Below are 24,477 nucleotides of genomic sequence, written 5' to 3' on the forward strand. Positions count from 1 at the left end.
ACAAGGAGAAGCCGCAGGTCAGATGCCCCTTTCTGCAGCTTCAAGAATCGCCACGCACTCCACGTGCGAGGTCATCGAAAAGACGCCAGAGACGGCGGGACGAGAGAAACTGCAGGTCAGGCCGGGTTTCGCGGCTCGGCGGGCATCCCTCAGGCGCCCGGAGCGTCAAATGAGCGTCACGGTCGCGCCGTACCCTCGCGCTCGCTACAGGATCGCCGCTGCCGGGAGTTGCTCCATACTTTCGCCCCTCGGAGGGCTAGCCCGGCGATGCCGAGTGCCAGAGACAGGGCGGCTGCCGCGTGGGCGCTGCCCAGCGGCCCAGCGTGTCCGCTGCCCCAAGCGCGGCACCTGCTCCGGACACCTCACAACCAGCCGTTCGCCTGAGGATGAGCCCGTCTCCCAGGCAATATTCCGCCGATGCCGCTCGGGGAGCAGTCCCTGACGCGGTGAGCCCCTGACATACTTTGCATAATGCAAAAGTAAGGAAGGGGAAGAAATGCGCACCACGCAAGCGGTCCGGAGCAGCGAGCGGACCACCAGCACCATCGCGGGAAACGCCGGGCCCCCTCGACGGCCCACGGGACTCCGCACCGCTCCCTGGGGGCTGTTGGCGCTGGCGGTGACAGTCGGCGCCGGTGCCGGAATGGGCTCGATCGTCTTTCGCTGGTGCATCCAGACCTTCACACGTCTCTTCTCAGGCCACACCGACTACGCGGCCTCACCCGGAGCCGACAACCCGCATGCGCCCTGGCTCGGCCCCTACTTCGTCGTCCTCGCCCCGGCCATCGGCGGCCTGCTCTACGGCCCACTGGTCAACCGATTCGCGAAGGAGGCGCGCGGGCACGGTGTGCCCGAGGTAATGCTGGCCGTCGCGCAGCGCGGCGGGCGGATCAGCCCGAAGGTCGCGATCGTCAAGACGCTCGCCTCCGCCCTGACCATCGGTTCGGGCGGCTCGGTGGGCCGCGAGGGGCCGATCGTGCAGATCGGATCCGCACTCGGCTCGACTCTCGGCCGGATGGTACGGCTGACCGAGGAACGGCTGAAGCTCCTGGTCGCCTGCGGCACCGCGGGCGGCATTGCCGCGACGTTCAACGCGCCGCTCGCCGGGGTCTTCTTCGCCATGGAGTTGATCCTGGGCACCTTCAGCGCGGAGGCGTTCGGCGCGACCGTCCTGGCCAGCGTGACCGCCAGTGTGATCGGACGCGCAGCTTTCGGGGACGTGGCCTTCCTCGGCCTGTCGGCCTTTCACGTCGTCGGCGTCGCCCAGTACGGCCTGTTCTCCCTGCTCGGCGTGATCGCCGCCATCGTCGGGGTGGGTTTCTCCCGTGTGCTCTACCTGATCGAGGATGCCTGCGACTGGGCCTGGCGCGGCCCGGAATGGCTACGCCCGGCTGTCGGCGGGCTGGCGCTCGGCCTGGTACTGCTCGCTCTCCCGGAGATGTACGGGGTCGGCTATCCCGTGCTGCAGAAGGCGACCGAGAGCGGCTACACGGTCGGTTTCCTGCTGCTCTTGCTGGTCGGCAAGATGGTGGCCACGAGTCTGACGATCGGCATCGGTGGCTCAGGAGGGGTGTTCGCGCCCAGCCTGTTCATCGGAGCCATGCTCGGATCCGCCTACGGCATGGTCGCGCACGGCCTGCTGCCGGACACCGCGGGCGCCGTGGGTGCATACGCCTTGGTCGGCATGGGCGCCGTCTTCTCCGGCGCGTCCCGGGCGCCGATCACCGCCGTGGTGATCCTCTTCGAACTCACCGGCGAGTACTCGATCATCCTGCCGCTGATGCTCGCGATCGTGCTGGCCACCGTCACCAGCCGTCTGCTGTCCCACGACACCATCTACACGCTCAAGTTGCGCCGGCGCGGCGTCGACCTCGAAGGCCCGGCCCGTGGCGCGCAGATCGGCTCCCAGCACGTCGGAGCGGTCATGGAACCCCTGCCCTCGCCGCTACCGGCGTCGACGGCACTCGCCGACGCCGCCGACCTGCTCAGCCTGTCCGGCCACGGCGCACTTCCGGTCATCGACACCACCGGCCAATTCATCGGCACCGTCACCGCCCAATCCGTGGCCGAGGCTCTTGCGGAAGAGCCGGAAGCAGCACCAACGCGGGTCGGGCAACTCGCCGATCCACCCCCACCCGTCAGGACGGACCAGACCCTCGCGCAGGCTCTGCACGCCCTGCTCTCGGCAGGGGGAACCGGGGTGCCGGTCCTGGATCCTGAGCACGGAAAGCCGGTCGGCTGGCTCAGCCACCAAAGCGCACTACGGGCCGTGCACACCGTCGCGTAAGGAGGCGCCCCGACACGCGCGCCTCCCTCGGATATCCGGTCGACGGCCTCGGCGCCGCGCGGGCCATCCACCCACCCGCCGTCGACGGATTTCACACGTCCAACCGGGCGCCGGCGGGAGGCCGTCGCCCGCCCGTGCGCACGACCATCCATCAGGCCGGCGCCTGGGGCACGCTCGCAAAGCCCTATCTGTCCCGCGAAGCCTGGCGTGCCGAGAGGCCCACCCTTCGGGGGGGACGACGGGAGTTCGCGGGCACGCCCCGGCGCTCCAGGCAGGACCTGCAGGCCCGTGCGAAATGGCGCCGAAGCGATCGACCAGCATGGCGAGTTGGCCCTGGCCATAACTGCCACGAACCGTTCCGCATCGCCACGCGACTATTGCGTGACCCACAACACATAGCAGGATGCAAATTTTACCCAGCGCAATGATGAATCCACCCGACGCGTCCGTACCCCCTGGCGTGCAGAACCACTCACGCCTGGAGGCAGCATGCCCAACTCGCGCAACTGGATAGGAACCGCCATGGTGGTCGGGGCGCTGATCCTGACCCTCGCTGCGCTCGCCTATCCCGCCATGCTCGGCGTGCAGAACGCGACCACGTCCACATCGCGCATCATCGCCAACACCCGGTACGGTCCGCTGACCGAAGCCGACCGGGACTTCGTGGTCAAGGTCCGCTCGGCCGGACTGTGGGAGTACCCCCTCGGTGAAATTGCGATGCAGCGGGGCACGACAGCGGCCATGAAAGAGGCCGGCGCACACCTGGTCGTCGGGCATGCCGGCCTCGACGAGCTATGCCGAAGGATCGCCCCCGAGCTGAACATCACCCTCCCCAACCAGGCGACCCCGCAGCAGCAGCAGTTCGTGGCAACCGCCGACTCCAAGAACGGCAAGGAGTTCGACTCCACCGCGGTCAACATCATGCGCGTGACCCACGGGCAGATTTTCCCGGTCATCGCCAAGATCCGCGCGAGCACCGAGAACATTCTGGTGCGCCAGCTGGCCGACCTGGCCAACGACACCGTTCTGGATCACATCACCGTGCTGGAGAAGACCGGCCTGGTCAACTTCGACCAGGTCAACTTCCAGCAGACCACCCCGCCGAAACTTCCCAAGGCCCAACTCACCCCGCCGCCACCGCAGCCCGGAACACCGGTCCTCGCCCTCAGAGCGCGTCCGGACCTGAACGTGCATACGCCGTCACCGACACCCATGACGGGCTGATCACCTGCGGTCGGCTGGACGGTGACCGGACACATCTGCATCGGTGAAGGGGTGTGACGGAGCGGAGAGCGTGTGGGTGAGGCGGTAGGAGCGTACGAGCGCGATCACACATCCGGCGACGAGCGCGGCGGCCAGGGCGGCGAGGCCGCGAAGTGGTCCCGTCGCCGTCGCCCCCGCTTGCACTCCGCGCGGCGATACCCGCCCCTCCGGGTCGTAGACGACGGCGAGCGCGTCACCCGGCCGGGTGGTCCGGCCACAGCCGCGCCAGATGCGGACCTTGAGCGGTACGCCGTCCTGGTCGGCCACCGAGCACAGGTAGCGGCTGCGGCCGGCGGCAGCCTGCCGACCGCTGTCGACGGATGTGACCACCACGGACTGCACGCGCCCCCGGTCGGCCAGCACGACGCCCGCCGCGGCCTGCGGAGCACGGAGCGCCAGACACACGCCGAGCACCGCGACAATGCCGATCAGCGCCCGCCCGGCCCGCACGAAGGCGAGATAGAGGGCCAGGGCGCCGGCACCCACCAGGCCCGCCTCGCCATCAGCCAGCGCGGACGCACCGGTCCAGATGCCGACGGCCCCTGTGCCGACGATGATCAGGACACCGAACCCCCCGGCAAGGATCCCCTCCCTGACCAACCCCCAGGGCGGCAGGCCGACGAATTCGGCAGGCCCCCACACCGTGGTTCGCAAGTGGGTCGAAAGGTGGGGTTCCGCCGCGCGCGGGAAGTGACGCAGTCGGCGCACGCGTGTCCCACCCCCTAGCGTCGTTTCTCGTCCGTCAACGGCCTCGCATCTTGCCGCTCGGGGTGGGAATCCACCCTGCCCCGGGCCGGACACGGTCGCGTGGCCGACGTTGCCGGATCTCGGCAGTGAAGCCTCCCGCTCACTCTTCCTTTGCATTATGCAAAATAATGCGGTGACAGAGAAGAACCGGGGTGGCGACACCGGTGTGTCACGTGGGCGTCAGGAGTCCTGCGCCGCCGCTGCGAAAGTTCCCGGCATGGAGAAGAGCCGACCGACCGGAAACCGGAGTCTCAGCCGCAGACGGTCACGCGTCGTGCACCATCGCGCCGTCCACGATCCAGCCGAGCGGGTGCGGCTCCGGGTCGTCCGCGGCAGGGGCCAAGGGCTCTCCGCCCGCCTCGTTGAAGGCGTTGAGGGCCTCGACGAGCGCCAGCCGCTGCGTCGGACGGAGCCGTGCGACGACGGCGGCGATCTCGGAACGGCGCCGGGCGGTGACATCCTCGACGGTGCGTCGGCCCTCCTCCGTGAGCTGCAGCAGCGTTTCGCGGCGGTTGCCGGGGTTGGTCTGCCGGTCGGCCAGCCCGGCCGCGATGAGCCGGTCGACCATGCGCATGGCGGTCGAGGGTGCCACCTGGAGCAGATCGGCGAGCCCGACCAGTTTGGTGGCACCCCGCGTGGAGAGCACGACCAGCATCCGGAACTGCGGCAGGGTCACTCGCTCCTCGACCTCGGCGAGAGAGCGGGCGGATACCGCCACGAGCAGCCGTGACGCGGTCAGGACCGCCCTCGTCACAGCATCGACATCATCCATGGCCCCAGCAGGGGTCTCGCGCTCCGGCATACGTCCTTTCTACCGTGCCGAACTCGCTGCCCACTCACTCGATGGGAACAGATTTTCCTTCCCCATGTCCGTGATAGCGGAGCAGCAGCATCGCGGCATCGTCGTGCAGCGGCCCGGCCGTGTGCCGCATCAGGTCCGCGCGCAGGGCCTCCAAGGCGCCGTGTGCGTCAGGGTCTTTGAGGAGGTGCGCCCGCTCACCAAGGGGGTAGAACGAGCCGCTCTCGTCACGGGCCTCGGTGACCCCGTCCGTGTACAGGAGCAGCTGCTCGCCGGGGGCGAAGGCCACCCGATGCGGCTTGGGCCCCTCGATCCCGTGTGCGCCCAGGCCCAGTGGAAGCGCGTAGGAGGGCGGCTGCGGAAAGTCCAAGGTCCCGTCCTGGCGTACGACCATGGGAGCCGGGTGGCCGTAGTTGAGGAAGACGACCTCGCGGTCCGAGGCGATCTCCGCGAGGACGGCAGTGACGAATTTCTCCCCCTCCAGCTCCCGGGCCACGCTGCGCTCCAGTCGCTCGCCGAGTCCGACCAGATCGGGCTCGTCATGCGCCGCCTCCCGGAACGCGCCCAGCACCACGGCCGCCGTCTCCACCGCGGTCAGCCCCTTGCCCTGCACGTCCCCGACGATCACCCGCACACCGTGTGGCGAGGCGACCACCTCGTACAGGTCACCGCCGATGCGTGCCTCCGCCACGGCGGAGGTGTAGGACACGGCCGCCTGCAGCGACCCCGCAGTCCGTGGCACCGGCCGAAGCAACACCCGCTGAGCCACTTCCGCGATCGACCGCACATTGGCCAGCTCCACCTCCCGGCGGCCCCGCATCACTGCTGCCGCGATGCCCACACCGGTGACGCCCGCCACCGACGCCATCGCGGTGAACCCCCGGCGCTCCTCGAACAACCCGTCGTACAGCCCGAGTCCGACGCAGAGCACCAGAGCCACCGCGCCGATCAGCGCCGTACGCCGCCAACCGCCGAGCAGCCCGGCGAACGCCGGCCCGAGGGACACCAAGGGCAGAAAACCCACTCCCGGTCCGGCGAGCACATCGGCAGCCGCCACCACGACCATCGCCGCCACCGGCATCCAGGACAGCACAGCGGAACTGGACGTCGGCCTCTTCAGGGTCATGACGTTCTCCATCGGTGTCGCATCGATCGAGAGCCGCCCTTGCGGCGGACGCCCCCTCCTTTAGACTATGCAAAGGTTTCTTTGACGAAGCGCCTCTCGGCCCGACCCTTTACCCAATCGAGGCCGGGAGCAGACATTTCAGTCCCCCGGGAAGGGCGAAAATGCCTCAGACCGACCCCAAGCCGTCCCTACTCCCGGCCGGATGGCGACGCCAGGCCGCACGGCTGCCGATCCACCTCTTCCGTATGGGGCTGGCGCCGGTGTTCGGCAAGCGACTACTCCTGCTGCACCACACCGGCCGGGCCACCGGGCTCGACCGCCGCGCGGTTCTCGAAGTCGTGGCGCACGATCCGGCCGGCGGCAGCTGGACCGTGGCCTCCGGCTTCGGGCCACGATCGGACTGGTACCGGAATCTGCGCGCAGAGCCGAAGACGGTCATCCAGTTCGGCAACCGGCACCACGCCGTCACCGCCTACTTCCTCACGCCGGACGACGGAGCCGAGATCATGGCACGCTACGGTCGGCGGCACCCCCGGACCGCCCGCCGACTGTGCGCCTTCTTCGACCTTGCCGCCGACGGCAGCGAGGCCGCATTCCGAGACGCCGGCGGCGCCATCCCGTTCGTACAACTGGACGACGCCGGACCCCGGTCGTTCTGAACACTGCAACACCACGGGTCCGGCGCGACTCCTGGAACGAAATCCTTCGCCCTTGGGGCCATCATCATTCGTCTCTCACTCCCGTGAGGGGACGCCAGCACTCCCGTGAGGGACGCCGGTCATCCGTTCGGTGTCCCGCAAGGCGGCCCACAGGCGCTGCCCCGTTCGGCGGAGGTCCGCTGGCCGTCGGTGGTGCTGACGACCACGCTCGACCTGGTGGGGCCATGCCTACGTGAGCTGGTCTGCCGCTCGCTGTCGATGGGCGCCAGATCCGGTCGTGTCCTGGTTCGAAGGGCAAAAGTCTCATGGCACTACTGTCGCCGACGAGGATGACTGGTGACCAGCGGTTGATCGTTGTCGGCGTGGACGGTTCCGAGGTGAGCAAGAAGGCATTGCGGTGGGCAGCGCGGCATGCCGAGACCACTGGGGCCGTTCTGCGGGTGGTCACCGCGTGGCGATTGCCGCCAACCTACGGATACCTGCCCGATTACTCGGACGTGGACTTCGCGGCAGGCGCTCGCGAGACGCTCGACTCCGCGATCAACGGAGTACTGGGCCCGACTCCGCAGCTCTCCGTCGACGCCAGGGTCGAGGAGGGCCATCCTGCCCCGGTGCTTCTCGCGGCAGCGCGTGAGGCGGACCTACTCGTCGTCGGCAGTCGCGGGCACGGCCGGTTCGCCGAGATGCTCCTGGGCTCCACCGCTCAGCACTGCGTCCACCACGCGCCCTGCCCCGTCCTGGTCGTACGCCCGCAGACAACGTGACGCGCGGCCAGAAGCCCGCCGTTTCGAGAGCACCGACCTCCGTGTGAAGCCCTGGACTTCGCTACTGGAAACATTGAGCGCCGGGAAGGTCACGGCCAGGCGGTGAGCACGACCGAGGTCTAGGTCATCGACAGGGCCTCCGTTGCAGAAGGGACATCATGCCGACCACGTTTTCCAGCTCACCGCACGTGATCCCAGTGCGCATGCGGTCGTCAACGGGGCACACCGAACCTGCCGCGGGGTAGGGACTCGAGCCTTCGCGCCAGCCATAGGCGTGGGGTGATGTCAGTCCCGTGCCGCCGCAGCGGCCGGGGTGGCTTGCTCCACGCGGGCCCGCAAAGTGGCTTCGAAGTCCTCGGCCCGGACGAGCTGGACGCGCAGTTTCTGGACCTGTTCGGCCGCGGCCTCCTGGTAGGTGTGCACGCGCTCCAGGAGCGCCTCGCGTTCGGCGGCCTCGAGACCGGTGCCGGCGTCGAGGCGGTCGGTGGCGTCCAGGAGGTCGCGCATCTGGTCCAGGGTGAAGCCGAGGGGCTTCATGCGGCGGATGACCATGAGGCGGGCGACATCGGTCTCGGTGTAGAGGCGGAATCCGCCCTGGGAGCGGGCGGAGGGGATGACCAGGCCGGTCTCCTCGTAGTGGCGGATGGTGCGCAGGGACAGCTCCGTCCGCGCGGCGACTTCGCCGATCTGCATGTGCTTGTCGTCCACGCCCGTGGTCCTGGCCTTTCCCGTCGTGGCGGGGCGCGTCCCGTACGGCCTCGCCAACCTCTACTCTAACGTTAGGGTAGAGTTGGTGTCGGTGAGGGCGGCCCGGTTGCCCCGCCACTGCCGTTCCGGGGCCGATGGCGCCCCCGGCGAATATCCCATTCTTGCAGGAGAGAGCGTGCGCGAGCCGATGACACCGATCGCCGCCGCCTGCCCGCCGTGACCCTCCGCCCCCGGATGTGAGCCGCACGGCCGCGCGCCCGCGCCAGGCTCCGGCTCCATCGTTCCCCTTCGACTTCCGGTCCGTTTGGGCCGTCCGCGGGGTGCCGGTCCGGCCCCTGCGTGTCCTCCCCGCACACCCGGCCCGCCAGTGGGGTGTGCCTGAGACCGACAGGTACGCATCTCCTTGTCTTCTTCCGCAGTGACACCCGCCACGCGGCTGCGTGGCCTGCGCCCCGACTGGCTGAACAACCCGGAGGTCTGGCGCACCGAAGTCCTGGCCGGCCTGGTCGTCGCCCTCGCACTGATCCCGGAGGCGATCTCGTTTTCGATCATCGCCGGTGTCGACCCGGCGATCGGTCTGTTCGCCTCGTTCACCATGGCCGTCACGATTTCCATCGTCGGCGGGCGCCGCGCGATGATCTCGGCGGCCACCGGCGCGGTCGCCCTAGTGATCGCTCCTATGAACCGTGACCACGGTCTCGGCTACCTGATCGCCACCGTCATCCTGGCCGGTGTCTTCCAGGTGGTCCTGGGTGCGGTCGGCGTGGCCAAGCTCATGCGGTTCGTGCCTCGCTCGGTGATGACCGGGTTCGTCAACGCCCTCGCCATCATGATCTTCATGGCGCAGGTGCCCGAGATGCACGACGTGCCCTGGGCGGTCTACCCCCTGATCATCGGCGGCTTGGCGCTGATGGCGTTCTTCCCGAAGGTCACCAAGGTGATCCCGGCGCCGCTGGTCTCCATCGTCATCCTCACCGTCATCACCATCGCCGCTGGGATCGCGGTGCCCACGGTCGGCGACAAGGGTGAACTGCCGTCCTCACTGCCGGTGCCGGGCCTGCCGGACGTGCCGTTCACCCTGGACACCCTGACCACCATCGCCCCCTACGCCCTCGCGATGGCGCTGGTCGGCCTGATGGAGTCCCTGATGACGGCCAAGCTGGTCGACGACATCACCGACACCCACTCCTCCAAGACCCGCGAGTCCATCGGCCAGGGCATCGCCAACATCGTCACCGGCTTCTTCGGCGGCATGGGCGGCTGCGCCATGATCGGCCAGACAATGATCAACGTGAAGGTCTCCGGCGCCCGCACCCGCCTCTCCACTTTCCTCGCCGGCGCGTTCCTGATGGTGCTGTGCGTCGTCTTCGGCCCGGTCGTCTCCGACATCCCCATGGCCGCCCTGGTCGCCGTCATGGTCATGGTCGCCTTCGGCACCTTCGACTGGCACTCCATCGCCCCGAAGACGCTTCGGCGGATGCCCGTCGGCGAGATCACTGTCATGGTCATCACCGTGATCGTCGTGGTCGCCACCTCCAACCTCGCCATCGGCGTCGTCGTCGGCTCCCTCACCGCCATGGTCATCTTCGCCAAGCGCGTCGCCCATCTCGCCCACGTCACCGCCGTCACCGACCCCGACGGCACCAGCGTGGTGTACTCCGTGACCGGCGAACTGTTCTTCGCCTCCTCCAACGACCTCGTCGGCCAGTTCAACTACGCCACCGATCCGGACAAGGTCGTCATCGACCTCACCGCCGCCCACATCTGGGACGCCTCCTCCGTCGCCGCCCTCGACGCCATCGAGACCAAGTACACCCAGCGCGGCAAAACCGTAGAAATCATCGGCCTGAACGACCCCAGCGCCGACCTCCACGGCAAGCTCAGCGGCGAGCTCACCGGCAGCCACTGACCCGTCCTGCACCCCGCACAGCACAGCAGGACCCCGGCACACCGCCGGGGTCCTTTGCTCTGCAGGGTCCGTCCCAACCGCCTAGTCACTCGTGCTGGTTGAGTGCCTTGGTCAGCTGACGGTTGACTTCTCGGGCGGCCTCCAGTTCGGCTTCGCGCTCCTCCAAGGCGACGGTCAGTTCGGTGGTGCCCTGTTCAAGCCGGGTGATTGTCTGTTGGAGGCCCTCGATGTCGGCGGGGGCACCCAGGCCGGACTCGCGCCAGACCTGCTGCCCCAGAGCCTGGGACAGGCGCTTCCCCGGCTGCTGGATAGGGGCAACGAGAGGGGTGTTGCGGGCCTGGGCGTTGGCCAGGCCGGCCTGCAGCGAGGCACGGCTGACCGGGGTGGAACCCGCTGGATTCTGTTCGGAGAGCTCGAGTTCGGAGGCGTGCACCAGAGCGAGCAGGTCCCGCTGGCAGTACTGGAAGGCCGGGTCCGCCCCGGCCCGCCGGGCGATGGAGGACGCGCTGATGGGCGCACCGCTATGGGCCGCCGCCCTGAGAGCGCTGGTCACGCGCTGCCGTCGCCGGTCGGTGTCCGCTTCGTTCCGTCGTCGCCGCCGACGGCGCCGAGGAGTTCGTGCAGCAGGTGGGCGGCGGTGATCACGCCGAGCAGGTGGGTGCCGTCCTTGGCCTTCTCGGCCACGGCCACCAGCGGGCTGCGGACCTGGGCCATGAGCGCTGCCACTTCCAGTGCGGTGTCGTCGGGGGCGGCGATCGGTGGCGGGGACGCGGCGGTGGGCAGGCAGTCGCCGACAGTGCGTCCGACCAGTGCCTGGCACAGCCGGTCGGCGTGCTTCTCGTCGACGACCGCGGCCAGTGTCGGGTCCTCGATCACATACGCGGGAACCAAGGCCTTGACCATCTGGGAGGCCGGGAGGATCCCTTTGGGCTCGCCGTGCTGGTCGAGCACCAGGAGGCCCGGGAGTTTGTGCTCGGCCATCAGCCTGGCCGCCTCCAAGGCGTCGCTGTCGACGCTCACCGATTCGTACTCAACTGCCAGGTCTCGTGCGTGCACGACCGGCTCCTCGTCTGTTCAGAATGTGCCTGTAACCAGCGTCGTCCATATCCGAGATTCCGGCGATGACCCTGACGCGAAATATATGGGTCCAACGGCGCAAGACTCAGCAGCTCTCCCGCCGCCGGCTTTGCCGGTCCCGGTCCGACAGATCCCGAGCCGGTCGACGATGAAAGCGGTCAAGATCCCGCCCAGCAGCGCCCATGCCGCATGGCCCGGACTCAATTCAGTCACGGCCACCGCCGAACCGAGGCCAGCAGCGGACAGGACGCCCGCCGCCACCGCCGTCGTGTTGGCCAAGGACCGCAATTGCTGTCGGGCGGTGCCGGGTTGGCGGATCTCGCCGAGTGCGGTGCGTATGACGAATGCGACAACGACGATGCCGCATCCGAGTCCCGCCTGTGCCCAGGTCGTCATCGGTCAGGCCAGGGCGAAGTAGCGCAGCCAGACGTACACCGCGGAGATGGCCACGGTGACGACGGTGACGACGAGGCCGTACTTGGTGAATTGCCAGAAGGAGATCGGGGTGCGGTTGCGTTCGGCGATGCCGAGGACGACGACGTTCGCGGAGGCGCCGATCGCGGTGGCGTTGCCGCCGAGGTCCGCGCCGATGGCGAGGGCCCACCACATGACGTGGTTGGTGTCGCCGCCCATCGCCTGGACGAGGTCGCTGGTGATGGGGGCCATGGTGGCGACGTACGGGATGTTGTCGATGATGCCGGAGAGCACGGCGGAGGCGCCGAGCAGCAGCATGGAGCCGCCCAGTTCGTTGTCGCCGATCGCGTTCGCGAGGGCCCGGGATACCTCGCCGATCACGCCGGTCTCGATCAGCCCGCCGATCATGATGAACAGTCCGGCGAAGAAGGCCAGCGTGGGCCACTCGACCTCTTTGAGCACATCACTGGTCTCGGCCGTGGACAGGGCGACGAGCAGGCCGGCGCCGAGCAGGGCGACGACGCTGGGCGCGTAGTGCAGCACCGGATGCAGCACGAACCCGGCGACGACCAAGGCGAGGACGACCAGACCCTGGACGAGGAGCCGGGGGTCACGGATGGCTTCGCGCTCCTCCAGTTCCATCACCTCGGCTGCGCGGTCCTCGTCGTAGAGGAAGGACTTGCGGAACAGGAAGCGGCACAGGGCGATCAGGACCGCGATCAGTAGCGCGGACAGCGGGGCGAGGTGGACGAGGAAGTCGTTGAAGGTCAGTCCGGCCCGGCTGGCGATGATGATGTTCGGCGGGTCGCCGACCAGGGTGGCGGTGCCGCCGATGTTGGAGGCAAAGACCTCAGCGATCAGGAACGGTGCCACGGGCAGCGCGAGACGCTCGCACACCAGCAGGGTCACCGGGGCAATGAGCAACACGGTGGTGACGTTGTCGAGGAGCGCCGAGGCAACCGCGGTGATCACGATCAGCATGACCATCACACGGAAGGGTCTGGCTTTCGCTCTTTTGACGGACCAGATGGCCAGGTACTCGAACATGCCGGTCTTCTTGAGCACGCCGACGATCATCATCATGCCCATGAGCAGAAAGATGACGTTCCAGTCGATGCCGGTGTGCTCCGAGTAGAAGGCCGACTTGTCGTCGGTTGCCCCGATCGCCAGCATCAGCCCGGCGCCACCGAGGGCGGCCGCCACGCGGTGGATCTTCTCGCTGATGATCAGGGCATACGTGCCGACGAAGACGGCGATCGAGGCCCAGCTCTGCCAGTCGTTCACATTTCTCCGATGAGTCGTTCCATCAGGCGGGCGGCCGTGAGGGCGCCCACCAGCCGGCCTTGGTCCCCGTCCCGCTCGACGGCGACCAGCGGACTGCGTGTCCGAGCCATGAGTGTCGCCACCTGCAGGGCTCCCGCGTCGGGCCTGGTGTACGTCCGAGGTGGGAGCCACTCGATCTCGGTCCTGCCCGCGATGTTCTTCGTGGCCTCGGCGAGGGGCCGGTCATCGATCACGGCGGCGACGTAGTCGTGTACCAGCTGCTTGATGAGCTGGGAGCCCGGCACCATGGCGTACGGCCGCTGGTCCGTGTCGGGCACGAGCGGCGTGGGCAGCTGCCCGGCGAGCAGCCGTGCCGTATCCGCCGCCCGCTCTGCGGGGTCACGCGCGAACATGGCCGGCCTCCCTGCCGTGGGGAACTTCCGCTGCGTCGTGGTCGGCGGGGATGCCTGCCAGGTCCTCGACATTGAAGAGGCGGGCGATCGGGACGTCGGTGCTGCTGTGCGCGATGATCGAGGCCGCGATGCAGACCGCGATCAGTGTGTACGCCTCCTGGCCCTGCGGGATGCCGGATTGCAGCACCAGCAGGCCGTACACGACCGACGCGAAGCCCTTCGGACCGAACCAGGCTGCGACCAGTTTCTCCCTGCGGTCGAACCGCGTCCCGATCAGCGATATCAGCAGCGATACCGGGCGGATGAGCACGATCGCCAGGACCACGGCGAGGTACCCGCCGTAGGAAAGGTCGCCGAGGAGCCGCGGGGTGAGCAGGGCTCCGAAGACGAGCAGCGCGGCGAACTTGGCCAGCTCCGCGAGCGCCTCACCGAGCGGCTCGAATGCCGTCCTCGCCTCCGGAGAGGCCGCGGCGAGAACCGCGCCTGCGGAGAACGCCGCGAGGTAGGGGTTGGCGTGGGTGAGGTGGCACAGCCCGTACACAGTGATCCCGATGGCCAGCGGCAGCAGTGGCTGCAGCTTGGGCTCCGCGCCGAGCAGTCGGAAGCGGACGAGGCTGACGACGAGCAGCGGGAGGATGATGCCGAGGGCGAGTCCGAGGCCCAGCTCCAGGGCGATCTTGCCGAGCGAGGCTTCGGCGTGGCCGGCGGTGGGGCCGGCGGCGGCGATGAGGACGAGGACGATGGGTAGTGCGAGGCCGTCGTTGATGCCGCTCTCGACATTCAGCAACTGCCGCAACTTGGCCGGGACTTCCTTGCGCCCGACAATTGCCGAGGCGAACACCGGGTCGGTCGGCGCCAGTACCGCGCCGACCAGGAACGACGTCGTCCAGTCCAGCCCCACCACGTAGTGCGTGACCAGGGCCATCCCGACGAACGCCAACGGCATGCCCAGGCCCAAAGCCCGCGCCGGGTTCTTCCAGTTCGCGCGCAGCTTCGGGAAGGAGACGTGCATTCCGTCGGTGAAAAGCACCGCGAACAGAGCGAGATCCGCAGTGACCGCGACGATGTCACTGTCCGGCGTGATGTGAATCAGACCGAGGAAGCCGTCGCTGACCAACGCCCCGCCGACGAGGAACAGCAACGACGTGGACAGGACCGTACGAGCGGCCAGCCCGGACAGCAGCACCGCGACGAGCAGTGCGACTCCAAAGACAGCAACGAGCACCATGAGGGTGTCCCCCGATCGGTAAAGAGAGCTCTCTCGAATTCGCCGACCAGGCTTCCCGGCACACCACGGCGGACTTTACACGTCCCATACGCGTTGCTGACGGGTTGCTGACGGACGCCTTGGACGGCTCACGATTGCCGGGACCCGGCAACGACTGAGGCCGAGGACGCCGCTCGAACGCGTACATGACACGCAGCACAGGGGCAGTGCGGCAACGATCAGCAGTCACACCTGCGCGTCGAACGACAGGAGCCAGGGCGTCAGAAAGGGGCCGAGGATCCTCTGGTGATTCATACCGAACCCCAAGGATCCGTAAGGCGGGCCTTCCCTCAGAGTGCAGTCGACGCTGACGTCGACAGCGGATCACCGCAGGAGCGTGACCAGGCTGGTTGCCGCGTGCAACTCGAGGTCGAGCTACGTGCTGTCCGACGGATCACGAGAGCTCGCCGTAGTCCTACGCCATGGGAGGGGGTTAAGCTCTGGCCATGGGATCGGCGCGAGAAGGCTTCGGGAGCCGTTGGACCGTCGTGACCAGGACAGCCATGAAACGTCCGTGGCTTCTCGTGAGCTGGCTCGTGCTCGCCGTTTTGGCAGTTGGCGCCCAAAAGACCGTGCCTCAGCCATGGTCAGCGGGCGTCCATTCCGTCGCTCAGCTTGTCGCGGTGTTGCTCTTCTCCCGGGCGTCAGTGCAGAAGGATTGAGCTCGCTCAGAACCAGTGCCGGATCGCTGCAGTCGTAGCGGTGCCGTGGGAACACATGAACCAGGGCGTGGCGTACGCGGCCAACGGGCAATGGCGCAATGCCGCCGGTTCCGCGTTCGCCGCAGGAATGTCCTACGTCGGCGGGCGGCACCTGCGAGCCACCAGCAGAACACGCACGTTCCGCAGTTTCGGCAGACGGGGCCAAGGCTTCTTTCGGCACCACGTCTCCTACCATCGGACCCTCGCCGGAAATATCGGCGCGGCGCGCAACAACGGGGCTACAGGAGCCGATACGGAGGTCTTTGGTGAGTCCATGGACGATCGTGGCGGTGCTCGGGACCGTTGCTCTGCCACAGCTTCTGCGCACACGGCTGCCTGCCCGGCAACTTCGCCTGTGGGCTCTCTCTCCGCTTGCGGTGGCCGCCGTCGTGGCGAGCATGCTGCTCACTCAGGCGTGGGGGACCGTGCTCTTCGCGCTCGCTGTGAGTTCGGCCTTCGTCGTGGAAGCAGGACGCCACAACGTGATGGAGGACTATGAGCAGCGCAAGGAACTGGGGCTGCCGCCCTTGATGCCGAAGGGAGACCCCTACACCCGGCGTCTGTTCGATTCGGCGTGGCTCATCCAGTACCGCCTCAGGATGCGCACGCATCCCCTTGACGGTGAACGCCCCTCCGAGTAGCACGACCGACCGCCGCGTCGCGGAGTACCACCCGCGACGCGGCGGTCCTTTGTCGGGTCACGCAAAAGCTGACGCAGACGTATCTGGAAAACTGCGGCCTTCAAGGATTGCCCGGTGCGCGAATCTTTCGGAGCCCAGAGGCGAATCGTATTGTCGCTACGATCCGGGCAGGTGAGCCAGGAAGTCTTCCAGCTCCCCGCAGGGCCCTCAGTCTTGGCGAGCGCTGGAAGGCCCGGGCGTCGTGAGAGGTGGTCCCTGCGGATAGCTCGGACCACGAACAACAACGATCCGATCATCGGGCCGGATGCGACGTGGCTATTGGAAGGCGGGGCCTGCCTGTCTCCGCGGGGCTCAACGTCCCTGGACTTCAGAAATGGCTCCGACCATCAGAGCGCGGCGGCGTCGGACGGTGCCGGGGACCGACTCAAATAGGGATCCACTCCCTGGGCTTCTCTGCGGTTCTCCCGGCACCGGCCGCTACGAACCGATCCTCGCGGTCTACCGAAAGAGCTATCACTCGGGATTCGGATAGCGATGACTCGCTTCGCCGCCCATTAGGATTCGGACCTGTCAGATCCCCCTTTTCAGGGCCCGCATGTTCACCGACTCGATCGCGCAGCGCGACCAGTCCAACTCGCCGCGGGCACCGAGTTCGTCGAGGACCAGGCGGTGGAGCTCGGCCCACACCCTGGCCTTCGTCCACTCGGAGAAACGCCGATGAGCCGTAGCCCCCGATGGCCCGAACGAAGCAGTGGGCAACTGCTGCCACGTGCAGCCTGACGTGGCCACGAACACGATCACGGCGAGTCACAGCCCACATGGAGCATGAGGTCGACGAGCTCGTCAGGAGTGGTGCCCTCCCGGTGGAGTACACCTTCGAACCGGGTACGCAGTTCGCCGTCTTCCCACCAGGAGAACAGGGTGCTGGCGTCAGGACTGCGGAAGTGGGAGACGGCCAGGGTGCCACGGGTGGCGTCCTTCATGCCGTCGGTCTCGATGCCGCCGTTGATTTCCAAGGCGAGGACCAATCAGCGTCTTTGCCCAGGACGCGGGTGGCGCCAACGAACATAAAGTCGCCCCAGTCCGTCTGATCTTCCTGGAACTCATCATCTCGGGCCGCAAACGCTTCGAAACCATCAAAATCTCCGGTCGGATTGGCACCGATGCGGTCGAGGAACTCTTGTGGGGAGATCCCCCGGACCAGTGTCAGGGTGTATCCCTCAAGAAGGTAGCCACCGTGGAAGTCCCGAAGCCAGGAGCGACTGGCCGACTCAGCGTTCATGAGCGGCCATGCTGCCAGGCGCCTGTGACAGATGACTACCCAAGTCCTTGGGCGACTGGCAGGTGTTGGGCATTGCTGTGGGGGTGGATCGGGTCCCCCGTCAGGCGGGGTGGCGGAAGGGGTTGGGGCTCGCGGCGGCAGCGTCTGCGACACCCTTCACGCAGAAAGCGCCCTCTGCTTAGACTGATAGAACCCCTTGGCAGAGCTCATACTCCATGCTCAGAAGGCACTTTTGCGTTCACGGCACGGTGACCACCGGCGCCCCAACTGAAAGGCCGAGGCTAGTCGGTGATCTCAACCGCTCCGTTATTGACGGGTGTGTTCGCGTTCGGGCTCTTCTTCTGCGTGATGCCCTGGAGCAGCTGCGCCAGGTCGACTCCGGTGGTGGAGCTGAGGAGTTCCATGCCCTGGGCGACGTTGTCGGTGACCGTGCGGGACAGTTGGCTTGCCCCGTCGGTGGAGATGACTGTCATCTTGTCGATGGCGGACAGCGGCTCGGCCGCCTTGCCGACGACCTGCGGCAGCACTTCGACGAGCATCTGGAGCACGGCCGCGTCGCCGTACTGGGCGAAGGCATCGGCTTTCTTCCGCATGGCCTCGGCCTCGGCCGATCCCCTCGCGGCGATGGCTGCGCCCTGCGCCTCGCCCTCGATCCGTACGGCGTCGGCGAGGGCGGCGCGGTGGGCCTTTTCGCCCTCGCCGGTCAGGCGGGCGCGCTGGGCGTCGGCCTCGGCCTCCTTGACCTGGGCGATCCGGCGGGCCTCGGCCTCCTGCTCGGCCTGGTAGCGGGCGGCGTCGGCGGGCTTGCGGACCTGGGTGTCCAGTTCACGGTCGGTCAGCGCGGCCTGGCGCTCGGCGACCTTCTCCTGCTGGCTCAGAATCTCCTGCTGGCGGTCGGCCTCGGCGAGCGGGCCGGCGGCGGCAGCCCTCGCGGCGGCCTCGTCGGTCTCCGCCTTGATCTCGGCCTGCTTGAGTGCGAACGTCCGTTGCGCGATGGCGATCTCTTCCTCGGCCTTCAGCCGCGCCTGCTCCGACGCACGCCGCGCGACGGCCTCGGCGATGTCCGCCTCCTGCTTGGCGCGGGCGGCCTCGGGCCGTCCGAGGTCCTCCAGGTAGGAGCCCTCGGTGGTGATGTCCTGGATCTGGAAGGCGTCCAGGACCAGGCCCTGCCCGGACAGGCTCGCCTCGGCCTCCTCCGCGACCTGACCGGCGAACGCCGCCCGGTCTCGGATGATGTCCTCGACCGACATCCGGCCGACGATGGACCGCAGTGCGCCGGAGAGCACTTCCTGGGTGAATCCGACGATGCCGTTCTGCTGCATCAGGAATCGCTGGGCCGCGGCGCGGATGGAGTCCTCGGTCCCGCCGACCTTGACGATCGCGACGCCCTCAAGGTTGGCCTTCACCCCGCGCAGGGTGACTGCGCCGCGCACCGCGACCGGGATGTGCCGGCTGGACAGGTCCAGGGTGAACTTCTGCTGGACGAACGGGACGACGAAGACACCTCCGCCGACCACGACCTTCTGCCCGCTCTGGTCGGTGAAGACCCGGCCGGTGGCCGGATCGGTCGCCTTCTTGCCGCGGCGGCCGGTGATGATGAACGCCTCGCTGGGCCCTGCGACCTTGTAGCGGGTGATGACGACGAGGGCGAGCAGTACGACGAGAACGACGATGCCCACCACAGCGGTGAGTACAGGGCTCATGGCGAATCCCCCTTGATTCGGAACAGTTGGAAGAGTCAGAAAACGACCGGCACACGGACAGTGCGGTGATGAGACGGTCAAGCGGTCAACGGTCGACGGGGCGGACCACGACGGAGGTCGCGGTGAGCACCGACTCGACCCAGATCTCGGTACCGCGAGCGATCGGGGTGGAACTCTTCACCGCGAACTTCAGCGGCTGCTGGCCCAGATACAGCAGCACCTCGCCGTATCCGTCGACGGGAACGGCGGTGACCACGGAGCCTGAACTGCCCACGAGATCTTCGCCGCGCGGCGTGTCCGAGGCATCGTCGCGCATCAGAGCCCGGCTGAGCTTCCAGGTCAGCCATCCCGTGCCGACCCCTGCCACCGCGCCCACACCGGCGGCGACTCCCGCTCCAAGGCCAGTGATCCCGAGCGTGATCGCTCCGGCGAAGCCGAGCATCGACACGAATCCGGCGATCACCGGCAGCGACAGGAACCCGTCCAGCGCGCCGCTCAGCCCGTCGAAGACCCCTTCCAGCACCCCGTCGAAGAGCAGGGACAGTACGAGCAGCACCACGCCCGCGATGCCGAGACCAAGAAACCAGCCCATGTGCGCCACCCCATCCCCTACGCGAGCGCCCGACGGTACGGAGATGCTTTCATGCATCCGCACACAAGTTCACTGCCGGAACCCGGCAATTTTTACACGTTCTTGATGCCGAACCCCGGCCGAAGAACAACCGGCTGCGACATGCCACCCTGGTCCTCATCGCGTCAAGAACGCGTCACCAACGCATCAAAAACCGGGGGCCACGTGGCAGGGCAAACGATTCCGAAGGAATATCTGGCGGGCTACGCCCAGATCCTGGCCGAGGTCGCCGCGACCGGACGTCGACTCACCCGGGACGAGTTGCGTTCCCGGCGTGCGCTCGGTGAACAGGCAGCCGAGGCCGGGCACAGCCTGCGCGCCCTCGTCGTCAGACACCTCGCCGTGACACGGGAAACCTGGCCCGACACCGCCGCCACCAACGTTCTCGCGGCTGTCGAGCAGGCCATCGACGCCCTTGCCGAAGGCTACGAAGGCGCCCAGCGACTCGCCGTACGCCAGGAAGAAGCCGCGCGCCGCGAGTTCATCGACGACCTGCTCTACGGCCGCAGCGACCTGGGCCGGCTCGCCGAGCGGGCCGAGCGCTTCGGGCTGCGGCTCTCCCACGCCCACGCCGTCGCAGTAGCCGGCGACCCGGCCCCGTACGACGAGACCGGCACCGTCTTGCGCAAGGTGGAACAGGCCGTCCTCACCCGCTTCGGAGACCGCAGCATCCTGCTCACCACCAAAGACGGCAGACTCATCTGCATCGCACCCGGCGAACAAGACGAAATCCTGACCTACTTCGCCAAACACGCACACGCCGCCACCGACGGCGGCCAAGTCGCCATCGGCCGACCCCACCCCGGCCCGGGCGGCGTCGTCCACTCCTACGAGGAAGCCCTCAACGCCCTCGACCTGGCAGCACGCATGGACCTGGACAGCCCGGTCCTGCACGCCGCCGACCTCCTCGTCTTCCCCGTCCTCACCCGCGACCGCGCCGCGATGGCCGACCTCGTACGCAACATCCTCGGCCCCCTCCACAACGCACGCGGCGGCCCCGGCCCCCTCCTCAACACCCTCACCGCCTACTTCGACGCCGGCTGCGTCGCAACCGAAGCAGCACGCCAGCTCAACCTCAGCGTCAGAGCGCTGACATACCGCCTCACACGCATCCACAGCCTCACCGGCTCCAACCCCGCCGACCCCCTGCACCGCTACGCACTACAGACCGCAGTCATCGGAGCCCGACTGCTCGACTGGCCGGCCAAGAACCTCGGGCCATGAAACCCACGCCCCTGGCCACAGGACCCCGGCGAGCGAAAACCCTCGGTGGGCGGACACCGCCGGATCGATCCGCCCCTCGCGCTCGCGGTCGAGGTCGGCACCTCGCAGGATGCGCGGCGCGCCGACCAGAGCTCATGGTGATCAGGTGAGCTGGTCTTAGGTGTTCCAGCCGCTGCCGATGCGGGTGCGGGCGGCGAAGGGGGCGCTGCTGTTGCCGGTGCCGCGGTAGAGCCAGAGCACGCCGCCGTGGTCGCGGGCCAGGAGGTCGGGCTTGACGTGACCTACACCATTGCCGTCCTCGGTCTGCTGGCCTTCCTCTTCCCGCCGGCCGCACCCGTTCTGGGTGTCCTGGCCGCTCTGATCACCATCATCGGAGCGTCCATCCAGTTCATCGCCCAGTGGGCGGCGGCGAGAGGCCAGTGTCTGCACATCAACGTCTACACCAGGTGGTGGATCCCGCGCTACGCCTACGGCAGGTACGCCTACCCCTGGCGCGGCGGCTGCTGATCAGCCACCACGCCTGAGTGAACCCGTAACACCGCGGCCGGTGAACGAGACCATCGTTCCCCGGCCGCACCGACACCCGCCCCACCGACCCAAGGGAGGACGCATGTCCGTCCACCACCGCGCCGCCACAACCTTTGCCCTCCTGGGCGCTCTTCAGGCCGTCATCGGCATCGTGTTCACCGCCGCCTTCGACCGGGCCTTCGGCGCGCCCCTGTTATGGACCGCCACCGGCAGCTTCGCGCTCGCCTGGCACTTCCAGCGCAAGGCAGCCGACAACGCCTGACCTGCCCGCCGACGGTGCCTGCCCCGCGCCTAGACTCCGCAGCGTGAACAACACCTTCCGGTGCACCCACTGTGGCACCGTCGGCCTCGAACCCGGCTTTGTCGAAGACGCAGGCCAGCACTCCCGCGGCTTCGCCCGGTGGATCCAAGGAGCTCTCGAACGAGGCCCCTTCGGCGGCGCCAAGCGCATGGGGAAGCCCACCTGGCAGATCGACGCCTACCGCTGCCCCAACTGCGCCCACCTCGAACTCTTCGCCGGCACTCGCGCCTGAGCCCTCCGGGTTCGATCACGCCGGTCCTGATGACGTATCGCCCCGGGCCAGCAGCCGACGGTCGACGACGCGCCCCTCGCCATCGACCTGGACGATGTCGTCGCGTTTCACGAGACAAGGCACCAGGGGTTTCGTCGTCATGGTGCTCACCGGTCTGCCGCGCCGTGCGTCGACACCCGCGTTGATGAGCTCCGCGAGCCGGGCCGCGAAATCGGCATTGCACCCGCCGAGTTCGACGAACCCGTGACCATTGACCGGCTGCGAGGACCGCAGCGAGGGCAGGATCAGGCCGACGCGTGCCAGCGCAGCCTTGAGGGCCGCCGTCGCCTCATCGCCCGGCTGCTGAGCGTTGCGCAGCCGCTGGGCTTGCTCTCGCCGTTCCTTCGGTGTGAGTTCGGAGGAGGTGGTCATGAGGCAGCCGCTCTTTCGTGTGCGGAGGCGACGAGTACGAGCATCGACATCACGATCCACAGGGCGTAGACCATGTCCGCTCACCTTTCCTTCGAAGAGACACGGGCTACGAGCAAGGCAGCGAGGCCCACCCAGGGCAGGTACGCCGGGCCGGAGATCGTCCAGCTCACGGCGGAGAGCACCGAGGCCGTGGCCAGGAAGGTGACCGGACCTCGCCGCTCCCGCAGGAACGTCCATTCGTACCGGGCGCTGCCCGGTTCTTTCATCTCACGCACGGCGGTGCGGATGACCAGGAGGGCGAGCACGACACCCGCGCCGCGCAACGCCGCGGGCGCACCCTGCCCGTTCACCCCGCGCTGCCAAGCCGCGCACGGGACGTGGAGATGTCGGGAATGCCGTCGGCGTCGTCGTCGCGGTCTTCCTCTTCGCACAGGCGCCGGTAGATGAGGTTGCGGCGTCGCAGCAGAACAGCAGCCAACGCCGCGCCGACTCCGCGAGAGGCTCCGCGCGGCGCGCGCGGGCGTCCTGGAGCGGCTGCTTGCGTGCCGTGAAGGCGTCGTAGATCTCGGTCCGTTTCTCGGCGATACTGTGCAGGAAGCCGTCGTGCTCGGCGAAGCGGGACTCCAGGCTTTCCAGCATGAGCATCAGGCGGCGAGCCGTGAACACGGAGGCCGCCACCGAGACGGGCACCCGGCGGAGGCGCAGCGCCTGCGTGTCCACGTCGGAGTCGAAGGTGTCGCGCTCCGCGCCGAAGCCGGTGTTGAGGATCTCCTCCATGCCCCTCCCCCACACGCATCGCAGTTTCCGTCTCCCGGCATCGGGGCCACGCCCATACCGTCCCGCCGAACCATCCTGGAGCAGGCGTACGCCGCTTGGCATTGCCGTAACCGGGCAGTCTTTGACGTCTTCTTGATGCCGGTGGAGAGCTCCTGCGAGCGGCGTCTCAGTCTTGGTCCCGGCGCGTCAAGGACTGAACTCGTCAGAGAGTGTCGGGAATCCGGGAGGGCCCGGAACGGAGAGGGAGCCAGCCGAGGAGCACGTGTTGGGGTACGCCGAGATCCTGGCGAGTGTGTGCGCGACCCGCCGCAGGCTTACCCGCGAGGAACGGGAGACGCTGCAGGGGAGCGGGCCGCGCAGGCCCACATCGGGCTGCGGGCCCTCATCCGCGCTCGCCTCTCCGCCGCGCAGCGGGTCCGCCCGGATCTGCCTCAGGCCGCCGCCCACCACCTCCTCGCCGCCGTCGAGCAGGCCGTCGACGCCTTCGCCGAAGGCCACGAAAGAGCCCAGCACATGGCGATGTGGCAAGAAGAGGCCGCCCGGCGGGAGTTCATCGCCGACCTGGTGTGCGGTCGCAGCGATCTCGAACGCCTCGCCCAACGCGCCGAACGCTTCGACCGGCTCCTGTACCACGCCAACGACGTGGCCGTCGCCCAGGCCCTGAGCCGTACAGCAACGGTTACGCGTCACTCGTACCGTCGAGTCCAAGCATCGGTGGCTGACCGGCAGCGAACTGGGCCTCAGGTTGCCGATCTCTGGCATCACGGACTGTCTGCATCCTTGCGTAGTGTGCACCTGTCGAACAGCCCCTGCAGTCTCGGTGCCTTGGCAAGCCGTGCCGCCTCGTCTCAGCACGGTCCCGTACGGCGTGACACCCGCGGCACCGAGCAGGCGGGCCAGGGTGTCGGCCCCGGCGAGGCGGCTCGGCGTGCAGCCCAGCAGGACGGCGATGCTCGACGCCACAAGCAGTGCCCCACCGCCGAGCAGCAGTGTCCAGCTCGCCCAGGTACTCACATGTGAGCCTCGGGGCCGTCCGCGCGGGAGGAACGCGCCCGGTGGGGACGGAGCTCGAATAGGCCGATCCCCGCAGTGGCCAGGTAGAGGGGGAAGGCGAGTGCCTCGGCGACGATGGTGGTTCCGGTGGCTCGGCTGAGGCTGGCTGCGAGCGCGGTGCACAGCAGCAGCCCGGGCAAGGCTCGTCGCCAGAGTGGTAGCCGGCTGATCCGCCAGACTCGGACGCAGACGACGGTGTTGAACGTGAAGAAGGCGAGCGCCCACAAGGCGAGCACGACAAGAGTGAGGGGCATGGCCAGGAGCTCCGGGGCAGGCGGAAAACTGTGCCGACCAGAC

Annotated in this window: 26 protein-coding genes and 2 pseudogenes; 10 read left to right on the forward strand and 18 right to left on the reverse strand. The window is 68.1% G+C overall.

Annotated elements, in window-relative coordinates:
- The first annotated feature begins 607 nt into the window (after positions 1-607).
- Both OG878_RS10500 and OG878_RS10505 read left to right on the forward strand, forming a co-directional pair.
- On the forward strand, positions 608-2,287 hold the full coding sequence (locus OG878_RS10500) for a chloride channel protein (protein WP_328891201.1): 1,680 nt from the start codon (positions 608-610) through the stop codon (positions 2,285-2,287).
- Positions 2,288-2,776: 489 nt separating this feature from the next.
- Entirely contained in the window at positions 2,777-3,511 is a 735-nt protein-coding gene (locus tag OG878_RS10505) for a DUF4142 domain-containing protein (RefSeq protein ID WP_328886539.1), read from the forward strand.
- Here the strand turns inward: OG878_RS10505 and OG878_RS10510 are convergent, their stop codons facing one another.
- The 3 genes from OG878_RS10510 to OG878_RS10520 form a co-directional block, all read right to left on the reverse strand.
- Positions 3,512-4,204, reverse strand: a complete 693-nt coding sequence (locus tag OG878_RS10510; protein WP_328886540.1) for a hypothetical protein — start codon at positions 4,202-4,204, stop codon at positions 3,512-3,514.
- Positions 4,205-4,562: 358 nt separating this feature from the next.
- Positions 4,563-5,099 carry a MarR family winged helix-turn-helix transcriptional regulator gene (locus tag OG878_RS10515; protein WP_328886541.1) on the reverse strand — a complete coding sequence of 179 codons (537 nt, stop codon included), beginning with the start codon at positions 5,097-5,099 and terminating at the stop codon, positions 4,563-4,565.
- A 34-nt stretch (positions 5,100-5,133) separates the two neighbouring features.
- Positions 5,134-6,222, reverse strand: a complete 1,089-nt coding sequence (locus OG878_RS10520) for a PP2C family protein-serine/threonine phosphatase (RefSeq protein WP_328886542.1) — start codon at positions 6,220-6,222, stop codon at positions 5,134-5,136.
- A gap of 161 nt (positions 6,223-6,383) precedes the next feature.
- On the opposite strand from OG878_RS10520, the gene OG878_RS10525 reads away from it, so the two are divergent.
- Together OG878_RS10525 and OG878_RS10530 are read left to right on the forward strand one after the other, a co-directional pair.
- Positions 6,384-6,881, forward strand: coding sequence for a nitroreductase family deazaflavin-dependent oxidoreductase (locus tag OG878_RS10525; protein WP_328886543.1), 498 nt, complete (start codon positions 6,384-6,386; stop codon positions 6,879-6,881).
- 329 nt (positions 6,882-7,210) lie between these two features.
- Entirely contained in the window at positions 7,211-7,645 is a 435-nt protein-coding gene (locus OG878_RS10530) for a universal stress protein (protein WP_328891202.1), read from the forward strand.
- A 285-nt stretch (positions 7,646-7,930) separates the two neighbouring features.
- Here OG878_RS10530 and OG878_RS10535 read toward each other — a convergent pair whose 3' ends face one another.
- Positions 7,931-8,353 carry a MerR family transcriptional regulator gene (locus OG878_RS10535; RefSeq protein WP_328886544.1) on the reverse strand — a complete coding sequence of 141 codons (423 nt, stop codon included), beginning with the start codon at positions 8,351-8,353 and terminating at the stop codon, positions 7,931-7,933.
- 403 nt (positions 8,354-8,756) lie between these two features.
- Here OG878_RS10535 and OG878_RS10540 point away from each other — a divergent pair, with 403 nt between their 5' ends.
- A complete protein-coding gene (locus OG878_RS10540) occupies positions 8,757-10,262 on the forward strand; it encodes a SulP family inorganic anion transporter (RefSeq protein ID WP_328886545.1) in 1,506 nt (501 codons plus the stop codon).
- An 85-nt stretch (positions 10,263-10,347) separates the two neighbouring features.
- On the opposite strand, the gene OG878_RS10545 is transcribed toward OG878_RS10540, so the two are convergent.
- The 5 genes from OG878_RS10545 to OG878_RS10565 all read right to left on the reverse strand — a co-directional run bounded on the left by OG878_RS10545 (position 10,348) and on the right by OG878_RS10565 (position 14,657).
- Positions 10,348-10,815, reverse strand: coding sequence for a hypothetical protein (locus OG878_RS10545; RefSeq protein ID WP_328886546.1), 468 nt, complete (start codon positions 10,813-10,815; stop codon positions 10,348-10,350).
- Positions 10,812-11,318: a CBS domain-containing protein gene (locus OG878_RS10550; RefSeq protein ID WP_328886547.1), complete on the reverse strand. Its 507-nt coding sequence runs from the start codon at positions 11,316-11,318 to the stop codon at positions 10,812-10,814. The genes OG878_RS10545 and OG878_RS10550 overlap by 4 nt, the downstream gene beginning before the upstream one ends.
- A gap of 420 nt (positions 11,319-11,738) precedes the next feature.
- On the reverse strand, positions 11,739-13,037 hold the full coding sequence (locus tag OG878_RS10555) for an ArsB/NhaD family transporter (RefSeq protein WP_328886548.1): 1,299 nt from the start codon (positions 13,035-13,037) through the stop codon (positions 11,739-11,741).
- Positions 13,034-13,429 (reverse strand): hypothetical protein, encoded by a 396-nt coding sequence (locus tag OG878_RS10560; protein WP_328886549.1) that lies wholly within the window; start codon positions 13,427-13,429, stop codon positions 13,034-13,036. Before OG878_RS10560 ends, OG878_RS10555 begins: the two co-directional genes overlap by 4 nt.
- Positions 13,416-14,657 carry a cation:proton antiporter gene (locus tag OG878_RS10565; RefSeq protein WP_328886550.1) on the reverse strand — a complete coding sequence of 414 codons (1,242 nt, stop codon included), beginning with the start codon at positions 14,655-14,657 and terminating at the stop codon, positions 13,416-13,418. The genes OG878_RS10560 and OG878_RS10565 overlap by 14 nt, the downstream gene beginning before the upstream one ends.
- A gap of 1,006 nt (positions 14,658-15,663) precedes the next feature.
- Between OG878_RS10565 and OG878_RS10570 the strand changes: the two genes are divergently transcribed.
- Positions 15,664-16,038: a hypothetical protein gene (locus OG878_RS10570; RefSeq protein WP_328886551.1), complete on the forward strand. Its 375-nt coding sequence runs from the start codon at positions 15,664-15,666 to the stop codon at positions 16,036-16,038.
- A gap of 499 nt (positions 16,039-16,537) precedes the next feature.
- Here OG878_RS10570 and OG878_RS10575 read toward each other — a convergent pair.
- From OG878_RS10575 to OG878_RS10590, 4 genes and pseudogenes are all read right to left on the reverse strand, one after another.
- A pseudogene (locus tag OG878_RS10575) lies at positions 16,538-16,845 on the reverse strand (transposase); the annotation flags it as partial.
- Positions 16,836-17,320: pseudogene (locus OG878_RS10580) on the reverse strand (DUF6461 domain-containing protein). The pseudogenes OG878_RS10575 and OG878_RS10580, both read right to left, overlap by 10 nt.
- A 281-nt stretch (positions 17,321-17,601) precedes the next feature.
- Positions 17,602-19,023, reverse strand: coding sequence for a flotillin family protein (locus tag OG878_RS10585; RefSeq protein ID WP_328886552.1), 1,422 nt, complete (start codon positions 19,021-19,023; stop codon positions 17,602-17,604).
- Between the two features lie 85 nt (positions 19,024-19,108).
- Positions 19,109-19,615: a hypothetical protein gene (locus OG878_RS10590; protein WP_328886553.1), complete on the reverse strand. Its 507-nt coding sequence runs from the start codon at positions 19,613-19,615 to the stop codon at positions 19,109-19,111.
- Positions 19,616-19,819: 204 nt separating this feature from the next.
- Between OG878_RS10590 and OG878_RS10595 the strand changes: the two genes are divergently transcribed.
- The 4 genes from OG878_RS10595 (at position 19,820) to OG878_RS10610 (ending at position 21,939) form a co-directional block, all read left to right on the forward strand.
- Entirely contained in the window at positions 19,820-20,878 is a 1,059-nt protein-coding gene (locus tag OG878_RS10595) for a PucR family transcriptional regulator (protein ID WP_328886554.1), read from the forward strand.
- Positions 20,879-21,154: 276 nt separating this feature from the next.
- The gene (locus OG878_RS10600) at positions 21,155-21,385 is read left to right on the forward strand and encodes a hypothetical protein (protein ID WP_328886555.1); all 231 of its coding nucleotides are present in this window, start codon (positions 21,155-21,157) and stop codon (positions 21,383-21,385) included.
- A 103-nt stretch (positions 21,386-21,488) separates the two neighbouring features.
- Positions 21,489-21,668, forward strand: a complete 180-nt coding sequence (locus OG878_RS10605) for a hypothetical protein (protein WP_328886556.1) — start codon at positions 21,489-21,491, stop codon at positions 21,666-21,668.
- A 43-nt stretch (positions 21,669-21,711) separates the two neighbouring features.
- Positions 21,712-21,939, forward strand: coding sequence for a hypothetical protein (locus OG878_RS10610; protein WP_328886557.1), 228 nt, complete (start codon positions 21,712-21,714; stop codon positions 21,937-21,939).
- Between the two features lie 15 nt (positions 21,940-21,954).
- Here OG878_RS10610 and OG878_RS10615 read toward each other — a convergent pair whose 3' ends face one another.
- The 5 genes from OG878_RS10615 to OG878_RS10635 form a co-directional block, all read right to left on the reverse strand.
- Positions 21,955-22,350 carry a hypothetical protein gene (locus tag OG878_RS10615; protein WP_328886558.1) on the reverse strand — a complete coding sequence of 132 codons (396 nt, stop codon included), beginning with the start codon at positions 22,348-22,350 and terminating at the stop codon, positions 21,955-21,957.
- 80 nt (positions 22,351-22,430) lie between these two features.
- Positions 22,431-22,625, reverse strand: a complete 195-nt coding sequence (locus OG878_RS10620) for a hypothetical protein (RefSeq protein WP_443049088.1) — start codon at positions 22,623-22,625, stop codon at positions 22,431-22,433.
- Complete coding sequence (locus OG878_RS42240) at positions 22,618-23,127, reverse strand: hypothetical protein (RefSeq protein WP_443049089.1); 510 nt, start codon at positions 23,125-23,127, stop codon at positions 22,618-22,620. Before OG878_RS42240 ends, OG878_RS10620 begins: the two co-directional genes overlap by 8 nt.
- 186 nt (positions 23,128-23,313) lie before the next feature.
- The gene (locus OG878_RS10630) at positions 23,314-23,760 is read right to left on the reverse strand and encodes a hypothetical protein (RefSeq protein WP_328886560.1); all 447 of its coding nucleotides are present in this window, start codon (positions 23,758-23,760) and stop codon (positions 23,314-23,316) included.
- 377 nt (positions 23,761-24,137) lie between these two features.
- Positions 24,138-24,434, reverse strand: a complete 297-nt coding sequence (locus OG878_RS10635) for a hypothetical protein (RefSeq protein ID WP_328886561.1) — start codon at positions 24,432-24,434, stop codon at positions 24,138-24,140.
- Between the last annotated feature and the right edge of the window lie 43 nt (positions 24,435-24,477).

This window comes from Streptomyces sp. NBC_00316 (assembly GCF_036158715.1).
In the GTDB taxonomy this organism is placed as follows: Bacteria; Actinomycetota; Actinomycetes; order Streptomycetales; family Streptomycetaceae; genus Streptomyces.